The following is a 22,549-nucleotide window of genomic DNA, read 5'->3' on the forward strand; positions in this document are numbered from 1 at the left end:
ACCGGGGGAGCCGGTGCCCGTCCCGTGTGCCTACTGGAGGCGACCGGTCTTGACCTCTTCGGGGGTGTAGTAGCCGGATTCGACGAGGACGGATTCGATATTGTCCATGTAGATCGGCTGGATGGGAACCAGGAACGAGGGAACGACCATCGACCCGTTGTCGTAGGTCTGGGTGTCGTTGACCTCAGGTTCGGCGCCCGCCAGCAGGTCCTGTGCGCCCTCCACCGCCTGCTCGGCGAGAATGCGGGTGTCCTTGAAGACGGTGGAGTACTGCACGTTGTCATTGATCGACTTCACGGAGGCGATCTCGGCGTCCTGCCCGGTGGTGATGGGCATCGGCTTCGGGTCCGATTCCAGGGTGGGGCCGTAGCCGGCGTTCTGCAGCGCCGTGATGACGCCGCGGGCAATGCTGTCGTTCGGGGTCAGGGCGCCGTCCAGGATCGGCCCCCCGGTGTAGGTGGAGGTCAGCAGGTTGTCCATGCGTTCCTGCGCCTTGTCCTGGGAGTAGTTCTCGATGGTGATCTGGGCGAGCTCGTCCTGGCCGGACTTCACAACGATCGTGCCGTTGTCGATGTACTTCTGCAGCACCGACATGGCCCCCTTGTAGTAGAGGGTGGCGTTGTTGTCGTCCAGGGAGCCTCCGAACAGTTCGACGTTGAACGGACCCTTGGCGCCTGCTTCCGTGCCGTCCTTGTTCAGGATGCCCAGGCCCTCGAGCAGCGAGGTGGCCTGCTGTGCGCCGACCTTGAAGTTGTCGAAGGTGACGTACAGGTCCACGTCGGAGCTGTTTCGGATCAACCGGTCGTAGGACACGATCGGGATGTTGGCACCGGCGGCCGCCTGTAGCTGCGGAGCCAGCGCCGTTCCGTCCAGCGGGGCCAGGATCAACAGGTCCGCGCCCTTGGTGAGCATCTGGTCCAGCTGCTGCTGCTGGGTGGGGATGTCGTTGTTGGCGTACTGCATGTCCACCTGGTAGCCGATCTTCTCCAGCCCCTCCTTGATGGCCTTGCCATCGGAGATCCAGCGCTCCTCGTCCTGGCTGGGCAGGGAAACGCCGATCCGCAGGTCGCTGGGGGCCGCGGTCGCGCTGGCAGCGCCGGCTCCCGCGCCGCCGCCGGCGCCGCCGCCGGCGCAGCCTGCCAACACCAGCGAAGTAGCTGCAGCCGCAGCGATCAGGAAAATTCTCTTTTGCACCGTTTCTTCTCCTTTGGAGGTCGCGTAGCGCTTGTTGCGCCCGCTCTGCGCTGGCATGGCCGCGCTTGGTGATTCAGGTCTAGCCGTCCGCGGTTAGTGCCATACAATGGACAACATGTTCACACGGTACCACGTAATTGGTCTAGAGGTGAGCTGCATTACTTTCAGGCATGCATCCCCGTGAGAGGGGAGGCCAGCCTGGAAGCCAGGGACAGGGGCTTGGACGCCGCGTCCACAGCGCCCGTACGACGGGTCCAAGCAAGCGTTAGCAGCCTTTCGGGGTGCAGGGATGAGGCGTCAGTGAACACCATTCAGCTGTTGATGAAGGCCGGTCAGATAGCGGACGAGGTGGCCCGGACCGGGCCCTCGACGCCGGCGGAACTGGCCAAGGCCATTTCCGAACCCCGCTCCACGGTCTACCGGATCGTGGGCGCACTGGAATACGCGGGTCTGCTCCGGCAGGCCGGCGAGGGCCGGCTGGAACTGGGGACAACCATCCTCAGGCTGGGCGATGCCGCGGCCAATGCCCTCGTGGACCGGGCGGCCTTGCATGCCCAGCTGCGCCGGGTGCGGGGGCAGTTGGGGCTGAGCTCCTACTTCTGCGTTCCACGGGAGAACGGGGCGGTGTGCCTGGATCAGGTCGAGGGCTCCGACGTCGACCTGCTGGATCTCGCGCCCGGCCGAACGCTTCCGCTCCACGCGGGAGCCGCTTCCCAGATCCTGTTGGCGTTCGGATCCCCGGAGTTCCGGGCGGCCGCGCTCGAGACCGCCCCGTTCGAGCGGATCGCGTCGCGGACGCCCACCACCGCGGCTGCCCTGCAGGCGGAGCTCAAGCAGGCGGCCTCCCGCGGATGGAGCGTCGAGGACAGCGAGCTCATCGAGGGGGCCGCGTCCATTGCGGTGCCGGTTTTCCGGCAGGACGGAAGCCTGCTCGGTGCCATCGCCATTGCGGGATTGCGAACCAACATCCTGGGTCAGGAGGCGACGGGCCGGCAGGTCCTGACCGCCGCTGCACAGGCCATCACCGATTCCCTGTCGGGCGAAACCCCCGCCGGAGCCCAGGCCGCGCCGGCGGGGACGGCCGGGGAGGCGGCGAAGGGATCCCCCAAGACTTCCGCCGTCCTCGCCAAGGCCAGTGCCCTGATGGAAGCGCTGGCCCAGGAGCGGATCGCGACCTCGACTCGGCTGACGGAACTGCTCAACGAGCCGGTGACCTCGGTGTATCGCATGCTTGCCACGTTGGCGGAGGCGGGCTGGGTTGAGCAGATCGGACACCGCGGTGCCTATCGGGTCGGGAGCAAGATGCTGTCCCTGGCCGGCGAGCTGACCCGGCGGCTGGACATTCGGCGGGCCGCCGTTCCCGTTCTGCGGGACATCCACGAACAAACCGGTGAAACGACCTTCCTCTGCATCCGCAGCGGCACCCGCGCCGTGTGCATCGAACGCATCGACGGGACGCGGGTGAGCAGCCGAGTCCTGAAGCTGGGCGAATCCCTCCCGTTGCACGTCGGCGCGGCCCCTCGCGCCCTGTTGGCGTTCGAGAGCCGCGACGCTTGGGAGGAATACGCGTCCATCGTGGCCCACAGCGGGGAACCGTGGCGCGACGTGCGCTCAAGAACCGAATTCTTCGCCGGGCTCGAGGAGATCCAGGCGCAGGGCTTCGTCCGCAACGACAACAACGTCACGCCCGGCATCGCCGCCGTCGGGGCGCCGATCTTCAACCACCGCGGCGAGGTGGTTGCCTCCCTCTCCGCCAGCGGCCTGCGCGAGGGCATCCTCACCGAACCCGCGGAGGGTCCGTCGGTGACCGAACTTGTGCTGCGCGGAGCCCAAGCGCTCTCTGACTACCTCGGTTCCCCGGCCGGCCAGCCCAAGCGGCTCACCGAGGGCCCGGGAGAGTTCGACGTGTCGCGGGTCATAGTTTGACCCGAGGCCGCTGGCATGACATTCTTTGGACAGCTTGTCCATTAGGTGACACCGTAGAGCCAGAGGCTCCGCGATGGATTCGAGGCCCCTCGCCCGCAAGCCCCATACCAAGCACATACCCATTGAGCCTGAGGCTCTATCGACAGGAGACAACGCTGTGGAACCGATCGTCGTAGGACTTCTGGGAATCACCCACCCGCACGCCTCCGCGCGAGTGCGCGCCCTGCGCGAGATCGAAGGCGTCGAAGTGGTCGCTGCCGCGGATGACGACCCCCGCCTGACCTACTTCACCGACAAGTACGACGTGGAGGCCCGTGACATCGAGGATGTGCTCCAGGACGAGCGCATCAACGCGATCATGGTCCACTCCAAGAGCAAGGACATGGTCCCCCACGCGCTGCGCGCCCTGGCGGCCGGCAAGTCCGTGGTGGTCGAAAAGCCCGGCGGCGGGACCGTGGATGACCTGGTGCAGCTGGCCGAGGCCGAGGCCCAGGCCGCACCGGGACTGGTCGTCCAGGTCGGCTACAACGTGCGCCTGGCCCAGTCCATCACCGAAGCGAAGGGACTCATCGAGGCCGGGGTCATCGGGGACGTGGTCTCCGTCTCGGCCCGCGGCGCCGCGCTCGTGGGAGAGCACCTCACCGCGCACCTGAACCAGCCGGCGGACATGGGCGGGGCCCTGTGGATCATCGGGTGCCACATGCTTGACTCCCTGGTCAGCATCTTCGGGACCCCGGAGTCCGTCAACGCGCGCGTGCGCAAGTCCGCCAAGCTCTCCGACGAGTCCAGCCGCGAAGACTCCGCCGCGGTGCTGCTGAACTACCCGGACATGTCCGCCACGTTCAGCTTCGACGGCCACGACAACCTCGAATGGTTCGAAAGCTCCCGCATCAGCGTCTACGGCACTGCCGGGATGCTCGAGATCGGCGTGCTGCCCCAGAAGCTGCGCGTCTACGTGAACGAGGACCGGGCCGGATGGCGGGCCGGCTGGACCGAGTGGACCCAGAGCCACTTCACCCCGCCGTTCGCCCGCACCGAATCCAACAAGTTCTCCGAACTGCCCGAACTGGAGAACATCAGCAACTTCCACCCCGAAATGCGCGGATGGGTCGAGAGCATCCGCACCGGGGCCCCCGTGGTTGCCCCGGTCGCCGACGCCCTGGCCGTCGCCCGGATTGTCGAGGCCTGTTACCGCTCCGAGAAGGAGCAGGGCGCCCTGGTCGAGGTGGAGCCGGCATGAACGAGAACAAGGAAGTCATGACCCCCGAACTGATTGCGACCTGCTGGATCAGCGCCGGAGACGCAGCGCCCGGACGCCCCGACGAAACCAGCCCCGTCCCGATCGCCGAGCGCATCGCGCTGATCGCGCAGGCTGGATTCTCCGGCATCGGGCTCGTGCACGCGGACCTGCTGCAGGTCCGCCGCACCATCGGCTACGCCGAACTGTCCCGGATGATCCGCGGGGCGGGCCTTGAGCACGTCGAGGTCGAATTCCTGGAAGGCTGGTGGGCCACCGGCGCCGAGCGCGCCAAGTTCGAAGTCCAGCGGGCCGACCTGTTCGAGGCCGCCACCGCCCTCGGCGCCCGGCACATCAAGGTCGGGGCGGGCATGGCAGATGACCCGCTTCCCCTGTCCACGATGGCCAGCGCGTTCTCCGACTTGGCTGACTCGGCCGCCGAACAGGGGATTCGCCTCGCCCTTGAGGCGACCCCGTTCTCCCACCTGCGCACCACCCAGGAAGCGGTCGAGGTCGTCACGAAGTCCGACAGCCCTTCGGCCGGCCTGATGATCGACATCTGGCACACCTACCGGTCGGGCCTGTCCCACGACGACCTCTGGAACGTCGTGCCCATGGATCGCGTCGCCGCCGTGGAGATCGACGACGGCTACACGGACGTCGTCGGCACCATCTTCGAGGACACCATCAACAACCGCGCGTACTGCGGCGAAGGCGACTTCGACACCCGCACGTTCGTCCAGCGCACCCTTGACGCCGGCTACCAGGGCCCGTGGGGCGTCGAGATCATCTCGGCCGAACACCGCAGCCTGCCCGTCGCCGAAGGCCTCAAGCGTGCCTACGAAAGCGCCCTGAGCGTCTTCCCCGGCGCGGTCACCAAGCGCTAACCTCACCCCAAACCCCGGCGGTCCGGGACACCACACGTCACCGGCCCGCCCCCAGACACCCCTGAAAGGCAGTGCGCCATGTCCAACGACCGCCGCCTCCGCCTGGCCCTGTTCGGTTCCGGACGCATCGGGCAGGTCCACGCCCGCAACGTCGCCGCCCACCCGAACATCGACCTGGTCCTGATCGCCGACCCCTTCATCGACGGCGCCCGCCAGCTGGCGGAGGCCACCGGAGCCCGGGCCGTGCAGGATCCCGAGGAAGTCTTCGCCGAACCCGGCCTCGACGGCGTCATCATCGGCTCGCCCACCAGCACCCACGTCGACCTCATCTCCCGCTCGGCCGCCCATGGGCTGGCCGTGCTGTGCGAGAAGCCCATCGACCTGGACATGGACACCGTCCTGGCCTGCCAGGAGCAGATCAGCGGCCACACGGTGCCGATCATGCTCGGCTTCAACCGCCGCTTCGATCCGCATTTCGCCGACGTGCGCCGCCGGGTCGAGGCCGGGGAAATCGGCCGGCTCGAGCAGCTGACCATCACCAGCCGCGACCCGAAGCCCGCCCCGCGCGACTACATCGCCGGCTCGGGTGGGATCTTCCGCGACATGACCATCCACGACCTGGACATGGCCCGCTTCTTCGTCCCCGACATCGTCGAGGTCACCGCCGTGGGAGCCAACGTCTTCAGCGATGACATCGAAGAGCTGAACGACTACGACTCCGTGGTCGTCACCCTGCGCGGCAGCGGCGGCGAACTGGTCACGATCACCAACTCCCGCCACTGCGCCTTCGGGTACGACCAGCGCCTGGAGGCCTTCGGGTCCACGGGCATGCTGCTGGCCGGCAACGTGACCCCGACCACCGTGCGCAAGTTCGGCAGCGAAGGGACCGAGGAAGCCGGAGCGTACCTGCCGTTCTTCCTTGAGCGCTACGCCCAGGCCTACCAGGCCGAACTTGAGGCCTTTGCCCAGTCCATCCTCACCGGGGCCGCCCCTTCGCCCAGCTTCGAGGACGGGGTTTCCGCCCTGGCCCTGGCAGATGCCGCCGTGGAGTCCGCCGCCACGGGCAAGACCGTGGCCATCCGCAAGAACTGACACCATCCAACGGACGACCCCGGATCCCCTTGGCCCACATGGACCAGGACCCGGGGTCGTCCGCGTCTACGGGAGGAAGCCGAAGCATGGCGGGCACAGGGCGAGGCAGGGAAATCAAGGAGGACGACGTCGTCGTGGCCCTCGATGCGGACGGCGTGAAGATCAGTGGCACGGTGGTCCAGATCGCGGCCGAGCACGGGGCCTTCTGGATGGTAGAGGCCGGGATCGGCGAACGGCGCATGTTCCTGACCCGTGATCTCGTGGTCAGGGTACTGGACGCCGATGCCGGAACATACAACCGGAGCTGCACGCCCGGATTCGGCCGTCCACAGGCCAAGGATCCGGTAGCCGACGACGGGGAAGCGTAGTCACGACCAGGACATATCCCCCCGGAGAGTCAGCCAAAGCCGGGGGGAGTCCCGCCTTTTTGCGGAACGTAGGGCCAGGTGGAGCGCTAGTTGAGTGATTCCGGGGCACCAAAATAGGTTGAAAGCCGTCGTGCCCCATCGCGGGCCAAGTCGATGATGCTGGGTGAGGAATCCGGTGTGTGGAGGATGCCCTCCCGTAGGCCGCTGACCGACAGGGAAGCCATCACATGGCCGCGGTGGTCGAAAATCGGGACACTGACGGCGGCCATTCCCAAGGTGACTTCGTCATCGCTCAGCGCGAAGCCGGCATTGCGGATTTCTTTGAGCTTTCCATAGAATTCCGCTCGGGATCGCGCGCCGAGATTGAAGTCCGAGCTTTGGCCCATGACCGCAGCGTAGTCCTCCCAGGACTTAGGGGTGTCGAAAGCCAACAAGGCGCGGGGCGCGGCTCCGATGTGCAAGGGCAGCGAGCTTCCAAGGGCCAGGCGGCGACTGTTCACCCGCTTGCCGTCGATCCGCTCGATGCATACGGCACGGGTACCGCTCCTGATGCAAAGGAATACCGTTTCCCCGGTCGCGTCGTGGATTTCGCGAAGCACGGGAAGCGCAGCCCGCCGCAAGTCCAGTTGGTTCAACAGATTCCCCGCGAGAGAGATCATCTTGCTGCCGATTCGATAGGAACCGCGGTGGCCAAGCTGTTCTATCCAACCGGCCTCGATAAGGGTCCCCAACATGCGGTAGACGGAGCTGATGGGTTCCCCGATGAGCTCGGCGAGTCTCGCGGAGGTGGAGACGCGTTCGACGGCCAACGCATCCATGAGGGAGCTGGCCTTGGCCAAGACCGATCCGTTCGAGTCGGGGGCAGTGAACTCACGGCTGGTCGGGACCGGCTTGAAGTCCGCCATGAGGGCGGTCAGGGTCTGTGCGGCAGCCGCGAGAACGGTTTTGGCTTCTTCCTGCTGGTTGACGACTTGGTTGACCAGGCCCGCTGCAGTCAGCGCACCGAAGATGCTGCCGTCCGCGTTGAAGACGGGAAATCCCAGGGCCGCGATGCCGTCAACGACCTCATTGGATTCCATTCTCCAGCCGTCGCGTTTGGTGCCCGCAACCAGCTGACGGAGTGTCTCGGCGTCAGTGGGCGTCCTTGACGCCCACTGCGCATAGGGGGCCTGGGCAAGGAACTCGTCGAGTACTTCGGGGGATTCCCAAGCCAACAGCACATGGGATGCCGCACCGGCATGGAGGGGGAGGATCCGCCCGGATGAAAGCTCGTGGAGATCGACTTCCGTGGAGTCGACCTGCTCCAGGCAGACGGCGGTGCCGTTGCGTGGTATCCAAAATGCGGCCGTTAGACCAAGCTCGGACTGGATGCCCTCAAGCACGGTATTGAGGGCTTCATGATCGACGAGGGCGTCGGTTGCCGCCTCCGCCAACCGCAGGATTCCCGTGCCCAATTCAACGAGCCCGTCGGGGGAGCGGCGGAGAATCCCCGACTGCTCCAGGGCGCCGATGATCCGGTAGACCGAAGGGCGCGGTTCGTCGACAGCTTTCGCCAGGTCCGCCGGAGTCGAGGGGCCAAGGGCGGATGCTTCATCCACCACTTGTGTCGCCTTGAGCACCAGCTGAATCAGCTTGGCCGCTTGCTTCATGGTTGCACTCCTCGAATCGAACTGCCTCGCGCCACAAGCGATGTGAACCGAGGGAGCCGGGCAGGATGCCGTCTTTCTGGTTCTGCGCCTAGTGGAAAATTGTGGTTTGACGGGGCACTGTTCTGTGGCAGCGACACAGGCAAATTGTGTTCTATGAACAACCTGTCCAGTATATGCGACTCACTGTCTAGAGCCACCGCACTACGCCGATCTTGCCGCGGTCCTGGCTGCCCTTTTTGAGCGCTAAGCCCAGGCCTACCGGGCCGAGCTCAAGGCCCTTGTCCAGCACATCCTCACCGGAACCGCCCCATCGCCCAGCTTCTAGGAAGAGGTTTCCGATTGCATGCCAGAGTGTCTCGACAAACCGTCTTGCATCCCGTCGGTTGCGAGACGATCGCGCGCATGGAGTCATGCGGGGCGCGCATCGTCCATGGGCGTCGACCTTTTGTCGGCGTTCGCAATCTTCGTTGCGGCTCCGACGGTTATTTGCTGCGGCACGACGCTTTCCGTCACTTGGCTTCCGCTGTTCTCCGAACGAGGTCCGGGGTGCGTGTCTCAAGAAGCCGTTGTCTATGAGGCGTCTGTGCCATCAACTCTGCAATGGGTGGCATGCTGCTCGTCTTTTCCGCTTCGATGAGAATTGAGAATACTCGGCGAGTGGCGAGGAATGACTGTAGCTGCCACCTGATCTATTCAGGTCACTTACTCGAGGTGGTGCCTATTTCAGTGCAGGCGGCTTCCGCTTGGGCAGGTGCTCGTGGGGCGGGAGTGCGCACGTATACCTGACGCTGCCGGCCCAGGCACTCAATCTCGAGGTCGACGACGTCGCCGTCCTGCAAATAGGCGTAGCGGCCGGAGAGGGCCACGCCTTCCGGAGTGCCGGTAAGGATGACGTCCCCCGGTTCCAGCAGCATGTACTGGCTTACGTGGTGCACCACCGTGGGGACGTCGAAGATCAGGTCGGCGGTGGTCGAATCCTGACGATCTTCCCCGTTCACCCAGCTGCGCAGCCGAAGGTTTCCGGGGTCCACATCTTCGGCAGGGACCAGCCAGGGCCCCAACGGCGTGGACTTAGGCAGCGATTTGCCCTTCGTCCATTGCCCGGCAGCACCTGCAACCTGGTAAGCGCGCTCGGAGAGGTCATTGCCCACGAGGTAACCCGCGACAGCGGCCATCGCATCCACTGGATTGTCCAAGTAGCTAGCTTCTCTGCCGATAACGATGCCCAGCTCCACTTCCCAGTCGTAGTTGCGGCTGCCCGGCGGTATCGGGGCATCGTCGTAGGGGCCGGCAACGGTGTTGCTCGGTTTTAGGAATACCACCGGGGCCTCGGGCGCAGCGGCCCCGGACTCTGCAGCGTGGGCGGCATAGTTCATGCCGATGCAGACCACGTTTCCGGGTCGGGCGATAGGAGACCCTATGCGAAGATTCGCGGCATCGGGCAGGACCGGTAGGGTGCCTGCCGTGAGGGCAGAGCGTAGCCGTGCAACGCCGCCGGCAGCCAGAAACGCTCCGTCAATGTCTCCTGTGATGCTGCGTGCGTCATACGCCTCTTCTTCCCCGCCGTCCATCGCCGGAGCATAGACAACGGGTATTTCGCGCCCAACTGGTCCCAGCCGTGCGATTTTCATTTTTGTCATGTCTTTTGTTCGCCTTCCTCGGGGCACGCGGCCGCATCAACCGCGGAAGCGTCAGATTCGCGTCGGTGATTTTCAAGGGCGTCAGCCAGGCCCCGGTGCTTTATGGCTGCTGTGTGAGAGCACTTAGCTGAACACAATTCAGGCCGGCTCGTCGAGTTGGGGGAAGCCACCTTATCCATATGAAGCTATCGCAGTATTTCGGCCGACCAAGGTAGGCACAGTAGCTTCTTGCCACGTATCACGCTCGTAGGGGCCTGGTCTGATGTCCTCCGGGGCGGACCGGAATGGCCAAGACGCAATAGGCCGTTCCCTGGTAGCACACGCAGGCCACCCCATTCGGTGGCGCCCCTTGACCATCAGCTATTCGATTCCCTGGCGGGAATCGTGCTGAGGAATCGCGCGGGTTCTGCTTACTCGAGGACTTTGAGGAAGGCGTGGGTGGCGGGGCTGGGGTTGAAGTCATCCCAGGCGAGGTATTCAATCCGGGAGGGCCCATTGGCGATGGGAAGGGACACCAAGTCGGGATAGCGGAGCGCGTAGCGGGATGGCAGGAGTGTGACGGCGAGGTTCTGGCGGATCAGATTGATGGTGAAGTCGGTGGCCATGGTCTCGCATATCACCTCGCGCTGGACGCCCGCCTCGATGAATGCGGGGTCGCTTTCGGCACGCGCCAGTGACCCGGTGGGGAAGTCGACGAAGGTTTCCTGAGCCAGGTCGCTGAGTTCTATCTCACGATGGTCGGCCAGGGAATGCTCGTTGCTGACGACTGCGACCAGCCGATCGGTGCTCAAGTGCCGCCAAGCTACGCCGTGCGGCGGCCGGTTCTGGGGAAGTCCAAGTAGGGCGACGTCGAGGTCACCACGGGTGATCGCTGATTCCAGTTCATCGCTGCCCGCGACCCGGAGTGTGATGCGAACCTGCGGGTGCCTTTCGAGGAAGACCTTCAATGCGGCCGCCACGTTGATGGCGGTCACCGTGGGGATGACTCCTATGCTCAGGCGTCCCCGGACTTGGCCTGCTACCGCTGCGGCCTCGACGGCGGCTTGCTCGGCAGATTTGAGGCTCGCACGTGCCGCACTCAGGAACGCCTCTCCTGCGGCAGTGATCTCTACGCGTCTGCTGGTGCGGCTAAAGAGTTCGACTCCCAGCTCGTTCTCCAGGTTCTTGATCTGGTGGCTCAGTGCCGACTGCACCACGAAGCACTTGGCGGCGGCGCGGGTGAAGTTGCCCTCCTCGGCCAAGGCGATCACGTAGCGAAACTGCTGCAAATCCATTCATTCATGATGACAACAGATAGGTGGCATGACAAGTATGCGTTAGACACATAGTTAGTTCGATCACATCATGGATATAGCAACGCAAACGACCACCGGCGCATCTCCATCACAACACTTCCCACGTGCGCCGCGAGGGTTCTACCAGATGACTAGGAGATCAGTTTTGATCAGGCATATCTTTATGTGGCAGACCGCGGAATCAGCCGACAATTCGACTGTCCTCGACCTTCTTACTCAGCTTTCGGACCACCTGTCGATGATCCGCAGTTGGGAATTGGGGGGTCACTCGGGAGAGCCCAACGACAACGGTGACCCTTGGGATGGCGTGTTGATCACGGACTTCGCCACGTGGGATGACCTTGAGGCGTATTCGACCGACCCGTTCCACGAGAAGATCGTGCAGCAGCTGCTTCCCATGGTGCGCAGTCGCGCCGTCGTCGATTTCGTGCGAGAGGGTGAGCAGAATTGAAGATCGATGCGAACGTCGCAAGGGCCGACATCAAAGTCGGGACGAGCCCCTACGGAGCGCACGACGAGCTTGGCGCTTTGAATGCTCTTGCAGCGACCTCGCAGGCAAAGGTGCTGGAGCGCGCCAGCTCGTCGAAGGTTTATGACCTGAGCGTCGACTATTTCGTCGGTATGCCCAGCTTCCAGGGGGCGGGTGACCCCTCGTACCAGATTTTCATGAGCCACACGCCCGACGGAACAGTGGTCGACAACCTGAACGGTGCCGGCGAGCACGTCAATCGCCACGTGTGCTACTCGGGCGATGTGGTCTTCATGTACACCCACACCGGCACCCACATTGATTCCCTGAACCACTTTGGTGTCGACGGTCAGATCTACAACGGCTTCTCAGCCAAGGATCACTTGGGGAGTCGAAACTGGACCAAGGCCGGCGTGGACGTCATCCCTCCCATCATTGCCCGAACGGTGCTGCTGGATATCGCCAAGTTGAAGGGCGTCGAATGCCTTGAGGACTCCTACGCCATCACCGTGGCGGATATCGAGGAGGAATTGGAGCGAACGGGTCTTGCCATCGAAGAGGGCAATGCGGTCTTCGTCCGAACTGGACGGATGGCGTATTGGCCGGATGGTACCAAGACCATGGGAAACCCCCCCGGACTGAGCCTGGACGCGGCTCGCTGGCTTACCGCCCAAGGGATCAGCGTCATCGGCGCCGACCAGGAATGCGTGGAGGTCGGTCCCAGCCAGCATGAAGACAACTGGCTTCCAGGGCATGGTCACTTCCTCACGGAGTCGGGCGTACCCATGATCGAACTTCTGAACCTCGAAGAGCTTTCGGCCGACGGTGTCAGCGAGTTCTGTTTGATCGCAGCACCGATCCGTCTGAAGGGAGCGACGGGCGCCCCCATTCGCCCGTTGGCTCTGAAACTGAACTGATTCCGGGGGCACGAAGCGGGAAGGTCCGATGGTTTGGGGTCGTTAGGAGCCTGAACGGTCGAAATGCCCAGGGGCAGCCCACCGCGTCAATAACGAACGCAACGTTTATCGCCAAGGGAAGCAAAGCCTCCCGCGCGCTGCTTGCCAGCGCTGCCGAAGATCGGCAGCGCTGAGGACAGTTCTAGGTTTCAAGGGGAAACTTATGGATCTCAAGGGTACAAATAACACCGTCGAGGTTACCGACGCGCTGCACCGAGCTGGTTCCGATGAGGACCAGATGGGCAAATGGTCACTGCTGATGGCGTTCTACGGCATCGCCAGCGCCATGTTCATGCTCTATATCGGTGCGGCAATGGCGGTCGCATACGGTACGGCGAACGCCATTATCGGCCTGGTGCTGACCATCATCGCTTACAGCTTGATCAATCATGTGCTAACTAAGCATTCGATCAACAACCGCGCCACGGTGGCCAGGTTTTCCCGCACCATCCTGGGCAACGCCGGCACCGTCATCGCCAGCATCGTCCTGTCGCTGACGGCCATCTATTACGCGGTCTTCGAGGGCGCAATCGTGGTGTACGCCTTCCAGGCGGCCTTCGGCGGCGAACACTGGGTCTGGAGCCTCATCGTTGTGGCCTACTCCACGCCTCTGGTCCTGGGCGGGGTCCGGCGTTTCCTGGACAAACTCAACGGGTGGCTGCTGCCGTTGTACCTGCTTGGACTGGTCGTCATGGTGGTGTGGGCCGGGGTTAAGTACGGGTTCTCCGATGCCTGGCTGACCCAGGCGCCGGAACTCGCGCTTCCGCTCGCTTCCGGTGGCCCGGGCTGGCTTGCCACCTTCGCGGGGTACATGGGCGTGTGGGTGCTGATGATGTACGCCATGGACTACGCGGCCCTGGGCAAGCGCAAGGACATCGGCTTCCACACCAAACACACTTTCACGTGGTCATTTTGGACACTTACCTATGGTGTGAACGCCCTGGTCGGCATCTTCCTGACGTTCACGATTCCGGGTTTGGAAGTTTCGGAGTCCGGCCTGTCCGGCGGGCTGGTGGGGATGATGGGGCTCATTGGGCTTCTGCTCGTGCTCGTCTTCCAAACGCGAATCAATACCGCCAACTATTTCATCGCCGCGGCCAACCTGCAGGAGTTCGGGGAACGGCTGTTCCGGGTCAAGCTTCCGGCATTCTTCTGGGTGATTCTCTCCTCGGTGATCATCTTCTTGCTGATGCTGCTGCCGGTCATCCAGTACCTGCTGCTCGCCTTGGCCTGGCAAGGAGTTCTGGTAAGCGGCTGGGTCGCAATCGCCCTGACGCATATCCTGCTCAACCGGTCACGGAACGAGGAGCACGGTCTCCTTGGAGACGAGCACTACCGGCGGTTCAATGTCCCCGGCCTCATCGCGTGGGTTGTTGCCACCGCTGTCGGGCTTGTCCTCACCAGCGCGTTTGCCTGGGGTGCGACGTGGGGTCCGATCGCGACGGTGGTTGTCGCAAGCGGCCTTTACGCCGGGCTGAGGGGCGCATTGCGGCAACACACGGCTTTGCATTCCGCTTCCGAATCCACCCCCGTGCCGTAAGTGAAACTCGAGGGACCTGGCAGTCGATCCGAGAAAGACGAAGCTGCCGATCCCTAGGTGCCGTCCGGACGACACGCGCCCTGCAAGACACATACAACATGCCAACATGACAAGAGAAACTGGAGAATCAGCAATGAAACTCGGAGTATTCCTTCCGAACGGCCAAAACGGCTACATCATCTCGAACTCCGCGCCGCAGTACGAGCCAAGCTTCGACCACTGCCTGGAGATCACCCAAGAGGCGGAACGGCTGGGGCTGGACTTCATTCTGTCGATGATCAAGTACCGCGGATTTGGGGGCACTACCGGCTACTGGGATGGTTGCCTCGACTCAATTGCCTTGGCCTGTGGCCTGGCGGCAAAAACCAGCGAAATCGAAGTGTTTGCCACCCTCCCGATCCTGGCCATGCACCCGGCTGTCGCGGCCCGTCAGCTCGCAACATTCGATGAGATCGCCAATGGCCGAGGCGGCGTGAACCTCGTGACCGGATGGAACAAGCCAGAGTACGCTGACATGGGATTGTGGCCCGGAGACGACTACTACGACCGCCGCTACGACTATGCAAGCGAGTACGTCGAGATCATGCGGGCGATGTGGCGCGATGGGCGGGTCACGTACGACGGAGAGTTCTTCAAGCTCAACGACGCGACGTGCTACCCCTCATCGGGCCGCGAGCTCCCGATCATCACGGCCGGGCAGTCGCCGCGTGGCCAGATGTACACCGCGCACCATTCCGACTACAACTTCGTGTTTGCCGACCGGGAGCTGCTCCCGAAGATCGCTCAGCCGGTCATTGACCTGTCTCGGGAAATCGGACGGGAGGTGGGAACGATGGCCGTGTACACGATCATCGCCGATGAAACCGATGAGAAGGCCCGCGCCCGGATGGAGGATCTGGTGGAGAACGCGGATCACGAGGCACTGAAGAACATCATGGGCAGCGCCTCATTGGATCCGCAGACGGGCGGCACGAGTGAACACTTCATCAACGGTCTCACTGCTCCGCCTGAGGTTGGGAACCTGACCTTCATGAGCTTCCCGGTCCTGCACGGTTCCTACGAAACCGTGGCCGAGAAGATCGTCTCGATTGAGCGCGACTACAACATCCCCGGCATGCTGATGACATTCGTCGATTGGGTCCCCGATATCAAGATCTTCGGGGAAAAGGTCCTGCCTCTCGTTCGCGAGAAGTTCGCCGCTCTCCAGTCGGTCTGAGGCAGTCGTGGTCCCTTCCAGGCGGTTTGTGTTTGATGCGCACATGGCGTGCCTGATCATCCAGACCGTCTGGAAGGGCCGTTCGGCACCTGGCGCCCCGGGAAGCGAGCCGCGCCGTCGTCGTCGACTTCCGCTCTCACCGCAAGGACTTTTCGTCCCTGGATCAGGACGTCCGCGTTACGTGGACAAGAATCTGCCAATCAGGCTCGCAGCAGGAAGTCACGGGCCACAGCCGGGCATTCGCCGAGCGCCTCGTCACTTACACAACAGGTGGGAGTTCTTCCATGCGACTTGCAGTCGCCCAAATCGTCAGTAGTTCAGACCCGTCAGCCAACGTGGAGCTCATCCGGGACTACGCCACGCAGGCCAAGGCCGCCGGCGCAGAGCTTGTCGTTTTTCCCGAAGCGGCCATGCGCGCCTTCGGCGGTTCCCTGACGGACATCGCGGAGCCTCTTGAGGGCCCGTGGGCCGAAAAGGTCCGCGGCATTGCCAGGGAACTGGACATTGCGCTAGTTGCGGGGATGTTCACTCCGGCGAAGGACGGCCGGGTCCGTAATACCCTGCTGGTTACAGGACCGGGTATTGACACCTCCTACGACAAGGTGCACCTCTTCGACGCCTTCGGCTTTACCGAGTCGACGACAGTGGATGCGGGCGAAAGCCCCGTGACCTTCGAACTCAACGGCACGGTCTTCGGCTTGGCCACCTGCTACGACGTCCGTTTCCCGGCTCTGTTTACGGCCAACGCCAGGGCCGGCGCGCAGGTCAACATCGTGTGTGCGTCCTGGGGTGCCGGCGAGGGCAAGGCGGAACAGTGGGACCTGCTGGTCCGGGCCCGGGCCCTGGACAGCACCACCTTCGTGGTGGCCTGCGACCAAGGTGATCCCGAAACCATCGGGGCGGGACCGGCGGATGCTGCCCCCACCGGAATTGGCCATAGCGCCGTCATCTCTCCGTCGGGCTCAACCCTGGCGGCGCTGGGCGGAAAACCCGAACTCGCCGTCGTCGATATCGATCCTTCATGGGTGGATGAGGTGCGCACCACGCTTCCGGTGTTGGCCAACGCACGCCAGTTCTAATTTCCTGTCAACTGATATGAAGTGAGAAGCAAGCAATGGCATTGAAAGCAACGATCGTCGTCGGCAATCCCAAGCCGAAGTCACGCACCCTCAAGGTCGCCGAAACCCTGATCGAGAAACTTCTTGCCCCCGGTAGCTACGAGCTCGAGATCATCGATCTGGCCGACCACGCCGCCGAGATCTTCGCGTGGCCCTCGGAGAAGATGGCGGCACTGAATAACCGGGTCGCGGAGAGCGACCTTGCGGTGTTCGCCTCGCCCACCTACAAGGCCAGCTACACGGGCCTTCTCAAGGCCTTCCTCGACCGGTATCCGATGAACGGGCTCACGGGGGTGACAGCCATTCCGGTGCACACCGGGGGCGATCTCACCCACGCGATGGGTCCGACGGTCAACCTGGCACCGCTGCTGGTGGAGCTGGGAGCGGTCGTTCCCGGGCGCGGCTTCTACTTCGTGGCCGACCAGATGGACCGCCTTGACGAAGCCGTCGCACAGGCCGCCGCGGAATATACCGCCAACCTCACCCGCCTCGCCCAGGTCGCCACCGCGACCGCTTCTCTCTCAACACCGGTGGCGTAAAACAGCAATAGGAGTTGAAGGACATGACAATGGCACTTGACCGGAAAATCGTCCACGGGCCCGCGTTCGACCCTCGAGCCTTCCGTGACACGCTCGGGCACTATGCCTCGGGTATCACCATCATCAGCGGAATCGACAAGGACGGCCCAATCGGGTTCACCTGCCAGTCGTTCTACTCGGTCTCGACCGAGCCGCCGCTGGTGTCCTTCAGCGTGATGGCCAACTCCACCACCTACCCGCGACTGCGCGAGGCCGGCAAGTTCGTCGTCAACGTGCTCGCCCACGACCAGCACACGGTGTCGAACCAGTTCGCCCGCAAGGGCACCGACAAGTGGGCCGGAATCGAATGGTCGCCGACTGCCGCAGGCAACCCCGTCATTGCCGACACCCTGATGTGGCTCGATTGCGACATTTGGGCCGAACACGAGGCCGGAGACCACTACATCGTGATCGGGCGCGTCAACGAGATGAGCCCCGCCTCCTGGCACAAGGAGGAGCCTCTCCTCTACTTCAAGGGTATGTACCGTCACTTGCGCGAGCTCGACGTGCCCGCTGACTGAAATACGCCTTCGCTACGCTGATCGCGAGCACCTGGTCCCCCTCGGGGATCTGCGCGCGAAGAGAGGCCGATCCAATCCCATACCGGTTGGCTCACCCGGCAACGTTCCGGGACCGGGTTGGGCTTCATTCTTCCGATCACGTTCACCACTCGATCCCGGTCCTGCCCGGTGGATCGGGTTCGCTGGACCGGGCCCGCGAAACCCCTGGTGACCATGCTAGGAAGACAGTTGCTTCCGCATGTGGAATCAACCCGAAGCCCGCCAGGCACGGGCAGGAATTGGCGCCCGCCACCCCGTTTCGTTGATGCCGATGGAACCCGAACCGTGGCGAAGGTGCGCCGACTGAGGTGGTCTTGGACCAGGGGGAACGCGTCCGTTGCCACGTGCTGATCCCAAGCTGTGCACGGTCGCTGGCAGCGCGAGGTAGCGTGCGCATGGGAGGTGTGCTGGCGGCCGGGTGGGAAGGGGAATTCAACGCGAGACGGCTTAGTTGAGCACGCGCACGAGTGTCTCGACACAACGTCTGGCATCCCCTCAATTGCAAGACGTCCGCAGACGCTTCGGAATCTACTACTTGAGCTTCCGAAAGGTGTTCCGGATGCCGAGTACCTCGCGCTCGAGCAATTTCTCGACGGGGCCCGATTCAACCCAGATGATCTTCAGGTCCTGGAGCACCTCGGGTAGATATGCGGATCCCGAGAAGGACTCCGTGACTCCACGGTCCTCGAGCCCGAACGCCGCGAATGCGCCCGTATCCGCAGCGAATGGCACCACCGCCGGGGCCGCCGTGACACGGCGGCAGCGTGAAACACCGCGAACCTATCCGGTCGCCGCACTAGGTTCGTTCGCGTGCGAGCCGGCTGCGGCGCTCCTCCTCGCGCTTTGAGTACGCGGCCGCGCGGATCGCTTCGTCCGATTCCAGGCCCGTGCCGAGGGCGCCGCCGACGGTCGCGGCCGACGCGACGAACCAGGTGAGCATAAACAGGTCGCCGTAGCCGAGGGATGCGTGGAGGTATCCGCCCATCACGGCGGGGTCAAGGACAAACAGCGCCCAGAGAAGGTTCACGACGTAGAGCGCGAGATAGCAGATGAGCACCCCGATGCTCAGGGTCACCAGCGTCGAGGTGTTGTAGAGGCGGGACCTTTCCCTAGCCTCGGCGGAGTTGTCGTCGGGGCGGTCCCATAGTTCGCCGTCGATCACGAGCCAGGCGACGACGAGTGCGATGGAAGCGATCGTCGCGACCAGGAGGCGCCACCAAGAGAGGGAGCCGGCCAGTAGCCAAACCGTGGAGTTGATCGTGGCGACGGCGCCGGTTGCCAGTGCCGCGACGAGGGCGGACTTGAGCCCGGGCACGAGGAGCCACGGACGGTTGGCGAGCACCATGCCCAAGAGCAACCGCCAGCGGCCACTGAGGCGGGGGAGCGGCACGCGGTGCTCGTCCTGCGAGGTGGTCTCGGCCATGCCGCTGACGAGTTCGCGCACTGCGTGGCGGGCGCGCGCATGCATGCGAAGGCCGCCGAGCGCCGGTAGCGACAGCACGGCCGTGCGTCGCTGCGGGTCGGTCTGGGCCAGCAGGTACCGGCCGTCGTCGTCGCGAAGCGGAAGCTCGGTCAGTCCGATGACGAGGTCCCATTCGTGCTGGCGCGCCTGGTCCCGGAGCCGCGCCAACGCGGTGTCGACGTCTTCGGAACCCAGGGTGAAGGGCTCGCTGACGACCTCGATGTCCCAGGCGTCGCGATCCTCGCCGCCCGGCGGGTCGAGGTCGCTCATCCGGTGCGCGATCTCGGTGGGCGACGCCGGGTCGGCCACGAGGCCGACGTGGAGCGGCTTCATCCCGCCAGCCCGACAGCGCTCGGACGGAAACGGCGGGAGTGGCGACCGGTTGGGCGCGCCCTCAAGGCGCCGGCCGCGAACGGACCGGCCTGCACGAGCAGGATTCCGGGCGCGGTGACCCTCAGATGCGCCTTATGCATGCGTCGAGTATCACTTGGCCATTACCTGAGATCAATCGATGGGGCTTGAGTAGCACCCTGGTAGATCGTCGCCGCTAATGTTCTGGGTATAGGTGGCGGAGTCTGGTGCGGGCGTCGCTGGTCGTGAAGTGCCAGTTCACCTGCCTCTGGTCGGCGTGGGTGGCCTGCTGCCAGGCAGCCAGTTCGCGGTGGAGCACTTCGAGGTCGTCGATGCGCCGGTCCAGACACCGGCGGGTGGGCGCGGAGAGCTCGGTCTCGGCGATGTTCAGCCATGATCGGTGCTTGGGGTGTGGTGGATCTCAAGCCGTTCGGCGAGGCTGGGCGCCACCGGCCACGACTTCGCCCCAGACATCACGGCCTCGATCCCGGCGGGCGGGGAAGAACCCCGCCAGGAACGTCATCCCCCAACTCGGCACATTAGCCACGACGAGCTACTAGCCAGGCTGCCATCGGCGCTCCTCGGCAATACCGCTGACGCCGAGACGCGATTTCCACATGCTCTCCACCCATTAAATATTCACTCCGCGTTCTCCCTGCGCAGCCGGTGCAGGTCCGCGGCCACGTCGCTCCTCACCCCCGGCCGCTCACCGGCGTCGACCTCCGCCCGACGCGTCCCCGTGCTCAACGTGTCATCGGGCATCCCGACGATCTTGGCCACGTGCCGGATCCCCGCGGCCTTGGACTCCTGCTGGTGCTCCGCCGCCGCTCCGCGTACAGGCACACGGCCGGTCCTGGAACTCCCGTTCCTACTTGATTCCACTGGTCACGATTCATTCTTCGTTGAGGAAAGCCTCTACCGGACCCGGAGAGGTTCAGTCCCTGTGGCCACCTTCCCCCAACATGGTGCACTCACGGGAGGCGCCGTCACCCGGCCCCTGGCCCGGAACGGCGTGCCGACGCCGGCCGACTGCGAGCCGTTCACCGGGACCCGCGTCCGCGCCTCCCGGGTCATGGTCCGCCGCTACGAACGCGACCGCCCCGGGGAACTGTTCCATTTGGACGTAACGAAAACTCGGGAGAATTCCCGACGACGACGGCGGAGGAGTTCGGGACAGTGTCCCACTCAGCCGGCGTCCGGCGCTTCGCCCACGTTGGGCGGAACCGGTCCTCCGGCCTGAACGATGTTGGTGAGCCGAACCATGTCATCGCGGAGTTGCGCGGCTTGCTCCCGGGTCAGGGAGAGCTTTTGGAGCATGGTCTCGGGCACGCCCAGCGCCCGGGTGCGCAGCGCGGTTCCCGCGGGCGTCAGCCCGACAACCAAGGTCCGTTCGTCCACCTTCTCCCGTCGGCGCGTGATGTATCCAGCACCCTCGAGGCGCTTGAGCAGCGGGGACAGCGTCGCGGGAGCAAGCATGAGCATTTCCCCGATCTCCTTGACCGAACGCGGGGACTTCTCCCACAGTGCAAGCATCACGAGGTACTGCGGGTGCGTGAGGTTCATTTCCTGCAGGACGGGTTTGTATGCGCTGATGACGGTGCGGGAGGCCGCGGCCAGAGCGAAGCAAAACTGTCGCTCAAGCAGAAGATCGTCGTCGTCCCCGGTGGAAGAACTCATGGGGTCACTTTACCGTCGCGCGGTTCACCACCCGGCGGGCTTCTAATTCGTGGGCGAATGATTCGTGGACGAAAGTAGTGTAGCTTTTTACCTGTCTCTTCCAGCCTCCCCCCAAGGGCTGGAAGAAGCCGATCCCGGCCCCAGCGGTGGGATCAAAATCGCGCCATCCCGTCCACCCCCCAATGGGCGGGATGGCGCCCCCGGGACTTCGCTCGAGCTATCGCAGCGCTGCTCTCCGCCGTCGATGTCGAAACCGAGGCGCAACGCTCAACCGTCGCTGACCTCGGCCTGGTCTCCGGCCAGGGCTTCCGCTAGGGGGGACAACGGTCTCCCCGACCCAAGGGGAAAAACGGGAAAGCACGTGACGCCACTGGCCTCAGGGGAACGAAGGGCCCTCCAGTCGGACACCGGTCGCCAGCCTCGTGGCTGACGCCAACAGCGTCCTTCTGGCCGCCGATGACTTGACCGCGGCCAAGGCTTGACGTCCGGTGGAGCAACCAGGAGGGCGTCGTTTCCAATGCTCTGGGTATAAGTGGCGGAGCCGAATGCGGGCGTGGCTGGTCGTGAAGTGCCAGTTCACGTGCCGCTGGTCGGCGTTGGTGGCCTGCTGCCAGGCACAGCATGGCGACGAGGTGGGCTGCGGCGGCCGGGATGGCCTGGCGGTGCCGGCTCGGCCTTGGTGCCGTGCCGCCAGGTGGTTCGGTGACCGCGGACCGTAAGCCGTTCGCCACCCGGGCAGAACCGGTCTCAGCCTGCGCGGTGCTTTCGCAGGGTCCTGAGTGCGACGGCGGCAAGTCCGCCGGCCGCCAGCGCCCAGGGGGCGCCGACGATGATCGGATCCATCCACTGGTGCTTCAGGTCCGCGCGCTTTTTGCCGAAACGGGAGGAGATCCCGTGGCCGGAGAACTCGCTCAGTACGCCGGTTTCCGTCACGGGATTGTCGGGGCGCAGGGAGAGGAAGGAGAGCAGGTGGCTTTCCCAGGCGTCGACCCGGTCGGCTCCGAGCAGGATCAGCCAGTGCGCCGCGCGCCCCTCGCTGTACTTGGCGTAGGCGTGCTTACGCATCACTCCCGACAGGCCCTTCGGCGGGCAGGAGGTGCCGAACACCGGCGTGAGGAACTTGTGCTCGAGGGACCTCTCGCGCGGCCACTTCTCCTCCTGACGCTCGGGAAAGTCCCAGTGGGCGCCGGTCGCACCCGGATCGAAACGCTCCCGGGGAACCGCGGGACGGTCCTTCGGGTCCAGGTCCGCCCCCCACCCGGGAATGCGGGCCCGCAGCTCTTGGGCCGGGGGAGTCCGCGGTGCCTCTGCGGTGTAGGCCATGGTCGTGCTCC

General features: G+C 64.4%; 20 protein-coding genes and 1 pseudogene. 13 read left to right on the plus strand and 8 right to left on the minus strand.

Annotated features, from left to right (window positions below):
- Positions 1–30: 30 nt before the first annotated feature.
- On the minus strand, positions 31–1,194 hold the full coding sequence (locus ABD912_RS19595) for a sugar-binding protein (RefSeq protein ID WP_345153543.1): 1,164 nt from the start codon (positions 1,192–1,194) through the stop codon (positions 31–33).
- A 300-nt stretch (positions 1,195–1,494) separates the two neighbouring features.
- Between ABD912_RS19595 and ABD912_RS19600 the strand changes: the two genes are divergently transcribed.
- From ABD912_RS19600 to ABD912_RS19620, 5 genes are all read left to right on the plus strand, one after another.
- Positions 1,495–3,120 (plus strand): IclR family transcriptional regulator, encoded by a 1,626-nt coding sequence (locus ABD912_RS19600; RefSeq protein ID WP_345153545.1) that lies wholly within the window; start codon positions 1,495–1,497, stop codon positions 3,118–3,120.
- A 157-nt stretch (positions 3,121–3,277) separates the two neighbouring features.
- Positions 3,278–4,360, plus strand: a complete 1,083-nt coding sequence (locus tag ABD912_RS19605) for a Gfo/Idh/MocA family protein (RefSeq protein ID WP_345153547.1) — start codon at positions 3,278–3,280, stop codon at positions 4,358–4,360.
- A complete protein-coding gene (locus ABD912_RS19610) occupies positions 4,357–5,244 on the plus strand; it encodes a sugar phosphate isomerase/epimerase family protein (protein WP_345153549.1) in 888 nt (295 codons plus the stop codon). The genes ABD912_RS19605 and ABD912_RS19610 overlap by 4 nt, the downstream gene beginning before the upstream one ends.
- A 78-nt stretch (positions 5,245–5,322) precedes the next feature.
- Positions 5,323–6,336 carry an inositol 2-dehydrogenase gene (iolG, locus tag ABD912_RS19615; protein ID WP_345153551.1) on the plus strand — a complete coding sequence of 338 codons (1,014 nt, stop codon included), beginning with the start codon at positions 5,323–5,325 and terminating at the stop codon, positions 6,334–6,336.
- A gap of 86 nt (positions 6,337–6,422) precedes the next feature.
- Positions 6,423–6,704: a hypothetical protein gene (locus tag ABD912_RS19620; protein WP_345153553.1), complete on the plus strand. Its 282-nt coding sequence runs from the start codon at positions 6,423–6,425 to the stop codon at positions 6,702–6,704.
- Between the two features lie 86 nt (positions 6,705–6,790).
- On the opposite strand, the gene ABD912_RS19625 is transcribed toward ABD912_RS19620, so the two are convergent.
- From ABD912_RS19625 to ABD912_RS19635, 3 genes are all read right to left on the minus strand, one after another.
- Positions 6,791–8,353 carry an IclR family transcriptional regulator gene (locus ABD912_RS19625; RefSeq protein ID WP_345153555.1) on the minus strand — a complete coding sequence of 521 codons (1,563 nt, stop codon included), beginning with the start codon at positions 8,351–8,353 and terminating at the stop codon, positions 6,791–6,793.
- Between the two features lie 698 nt (positions 8,354–9,051).
- Positions 9,052–9,984, minus strand: a complete 933-nt coding sequence (locus ABD912_RS19630; RefSeq protein WP_425548114.1) for a fumarylacetoacetate hydrolase family protein — start codon at positions 9,982–9,984, stop codon at positions 9,052–9,054.
- 419 nt (positions 9,985–10,403) lie between these two features.
- Positions 10,404–11,267: a LysR family transcriptional regulator gene (locus tag ABD912_RS19635; RefSeq protein ID WP_345153559.1), complete on the minus strand. Its 864-nt coding sequence runs from the start codon at positions 11,265–11,267 to the stop codon at positions 10,404–10,406.
- Between the two features lie 148 nt (positions 11,268–11,415).
- Between ABD912_RS19635 and ABD912_RS19640 the strand changes: the two genes are divergently transcribed.
- From ABD912_RS19640 to ABD912_RS19670, 7 genes are all read left to right on the plus strand, one after another.
- Complete coding sequence (locus ABD912_RS19640; RefSeq protein ID WP_345153800.1) at positions 11,416–11,739, plus strand: Dabb family protein; 324 nt, start codon at positions 11,416–11,418, stop codon at positions 11,737–11,739.
- The gene (locus ABD912_RS19645; RefSeq protein WP_345153561.1) at positions 11,736–12,674 is read left to right on the plus strand and encodes a cyclase family protein; all 939 of its coding nucleotides are present in this window, start codon (positions 11,736–11,738) and stop codon (positions 12,672–12,674) included. The genes ABD912_RS19640 and ABD912_RS19645 overlap by 4 nt, the downstream gene beginning before the upstream one ends.
- A 202-nt stretch (positions 12,675–12,876) precedes the next feature.
- Positions 12,877–14,253 (plus strand): purine-cytosine permease family protein, encoded by a 1,377-nt coding sequence (locus ABD912_RS19650; protein ID WP_345153564.1) that lies wholly within the window; start codon positions 12,877–12,879, stop codon positions 14,251–14,253.
- Between the two features lie 133 nt (positions 14,254–14,386).
- Positions 14,387–15,469, plus strand: coding sequence for an LLM class flavin-dependent oxidoreductase (locus tag ABD912_RS19655; RefSeq protein ID WP_345153565.1), 1,083 nt, complete (start codon positions 14,387–14,389; stop codon positions 15,467–15,469).
- Between the two features lie 284 nt (positions 15,470–15,753).
- Complete coding sequence (locus ABD912_RS19660) at positions 15,754–16,548, plus strand: carbon-nitrogen hydrolase family protein (protein ID WP_345153566.1); 795 nt, start codon at positions 15,754–15,756, stop codon at positions 16,546–16,548.
- Between the two features lie 35 nt (positions 16,549–16,583).
- Positions 16,584–17,126, plus strand: a complete 543-nt coding sequence (locus ABD912_RS19665) for an NADPH-dependent FMN reductase (protein WP_345153568.1) — start codon at positions 16,584–16,586, stop codon at positions 17,124–17,126.
- A gap of 23 nt (positions 17,127–17,149) precedes the next feature.
- Positions 17,150–17,686 carry a flavin reductase family protein gene (locus ABD912_RS19670; RefSeq protein ID WP_345153570.1) on the plus strand — a complete coding sequence of 179 codons (537 nt, stop codon included), beginning with the start codon at positions 17,150–17,152 and terminating at the stop codon, positions 17,684–17,686.
- Between the two features lie 835 nt (positions 17,687–18,521).
- Here ABD912_RS19670 and ABD912_RS19675 read toward each other — a convergent pair.
- Positions 18,522–19,520, minus strand: a complete 999-nt coding sequence (locus ABD912_RS19675) for a hypothetical protein (RefSeq protein WP_345153572.1) — start codon at positions 19,518–19,520, stop codon at positions 18,522–18,524.
- Between the two features lie 657 nt (positions 19,521–20,177).
- A complete protein-coding gene (locus ABD912_RS19680) occupies positions 20,178–20,381 on the minus strand; it encodes a hypothetical protein (protein WP_345153573.1) in 204 nt (67 codons plus the stop codon).
- A gap of 142 nt (positions 20,382–20,523) precedes the next feature.
- Between ABD912_RS19680 and ABD912_RS23610 the strand changes: the two are divergent.
- Positions 20,524–20,710 (plus strand): annotated as a pseudogene (locus tag ABD912_RS23610) (IS481 family transposase); the annotation flags it as partial.
- Positions 20,711–20,723: 13 nt separating this feature from the next.
- Here ABD912_RS23610 and ABD912_RS19685 read toward each other — a convergent pair.
- Together ABD912_RS19685 and ABD912_RS19690 are read right to left on the minus strand one after the other, a co-directional pair.
- Entirely contained in the window at positions 20,724–21,215 is a 492-nt protein-coding gene (locus tag ABD912_RS19685) for a MarR family winged helix-turn-helix transcriptional regulator (RefSeq protein ID WP_345153576.1), read from the minus strand.
- A gap of 747 nt (positions 21,216–21,962) precedes the next feature.
- Entirely contained in the window at positions 21,963–22,538 is a 576-nt protein-coding gene (locus tag ABD912_RS19690; protein WP_345153579.1) for a hypothetical protein, read from the minus strand.
- Positions 22,539–22,549 lie beyond the last annotated feature (11 nt).

This window comes from Arthrobacter ginkgonis, assembly GCF_039540195.1.
Lineage (GTDB): Bacteria > Actinomycetota > Actinomycetes > Actinomycetales > Micrococcaceae > Zafaria > Zafaria ginkgonis.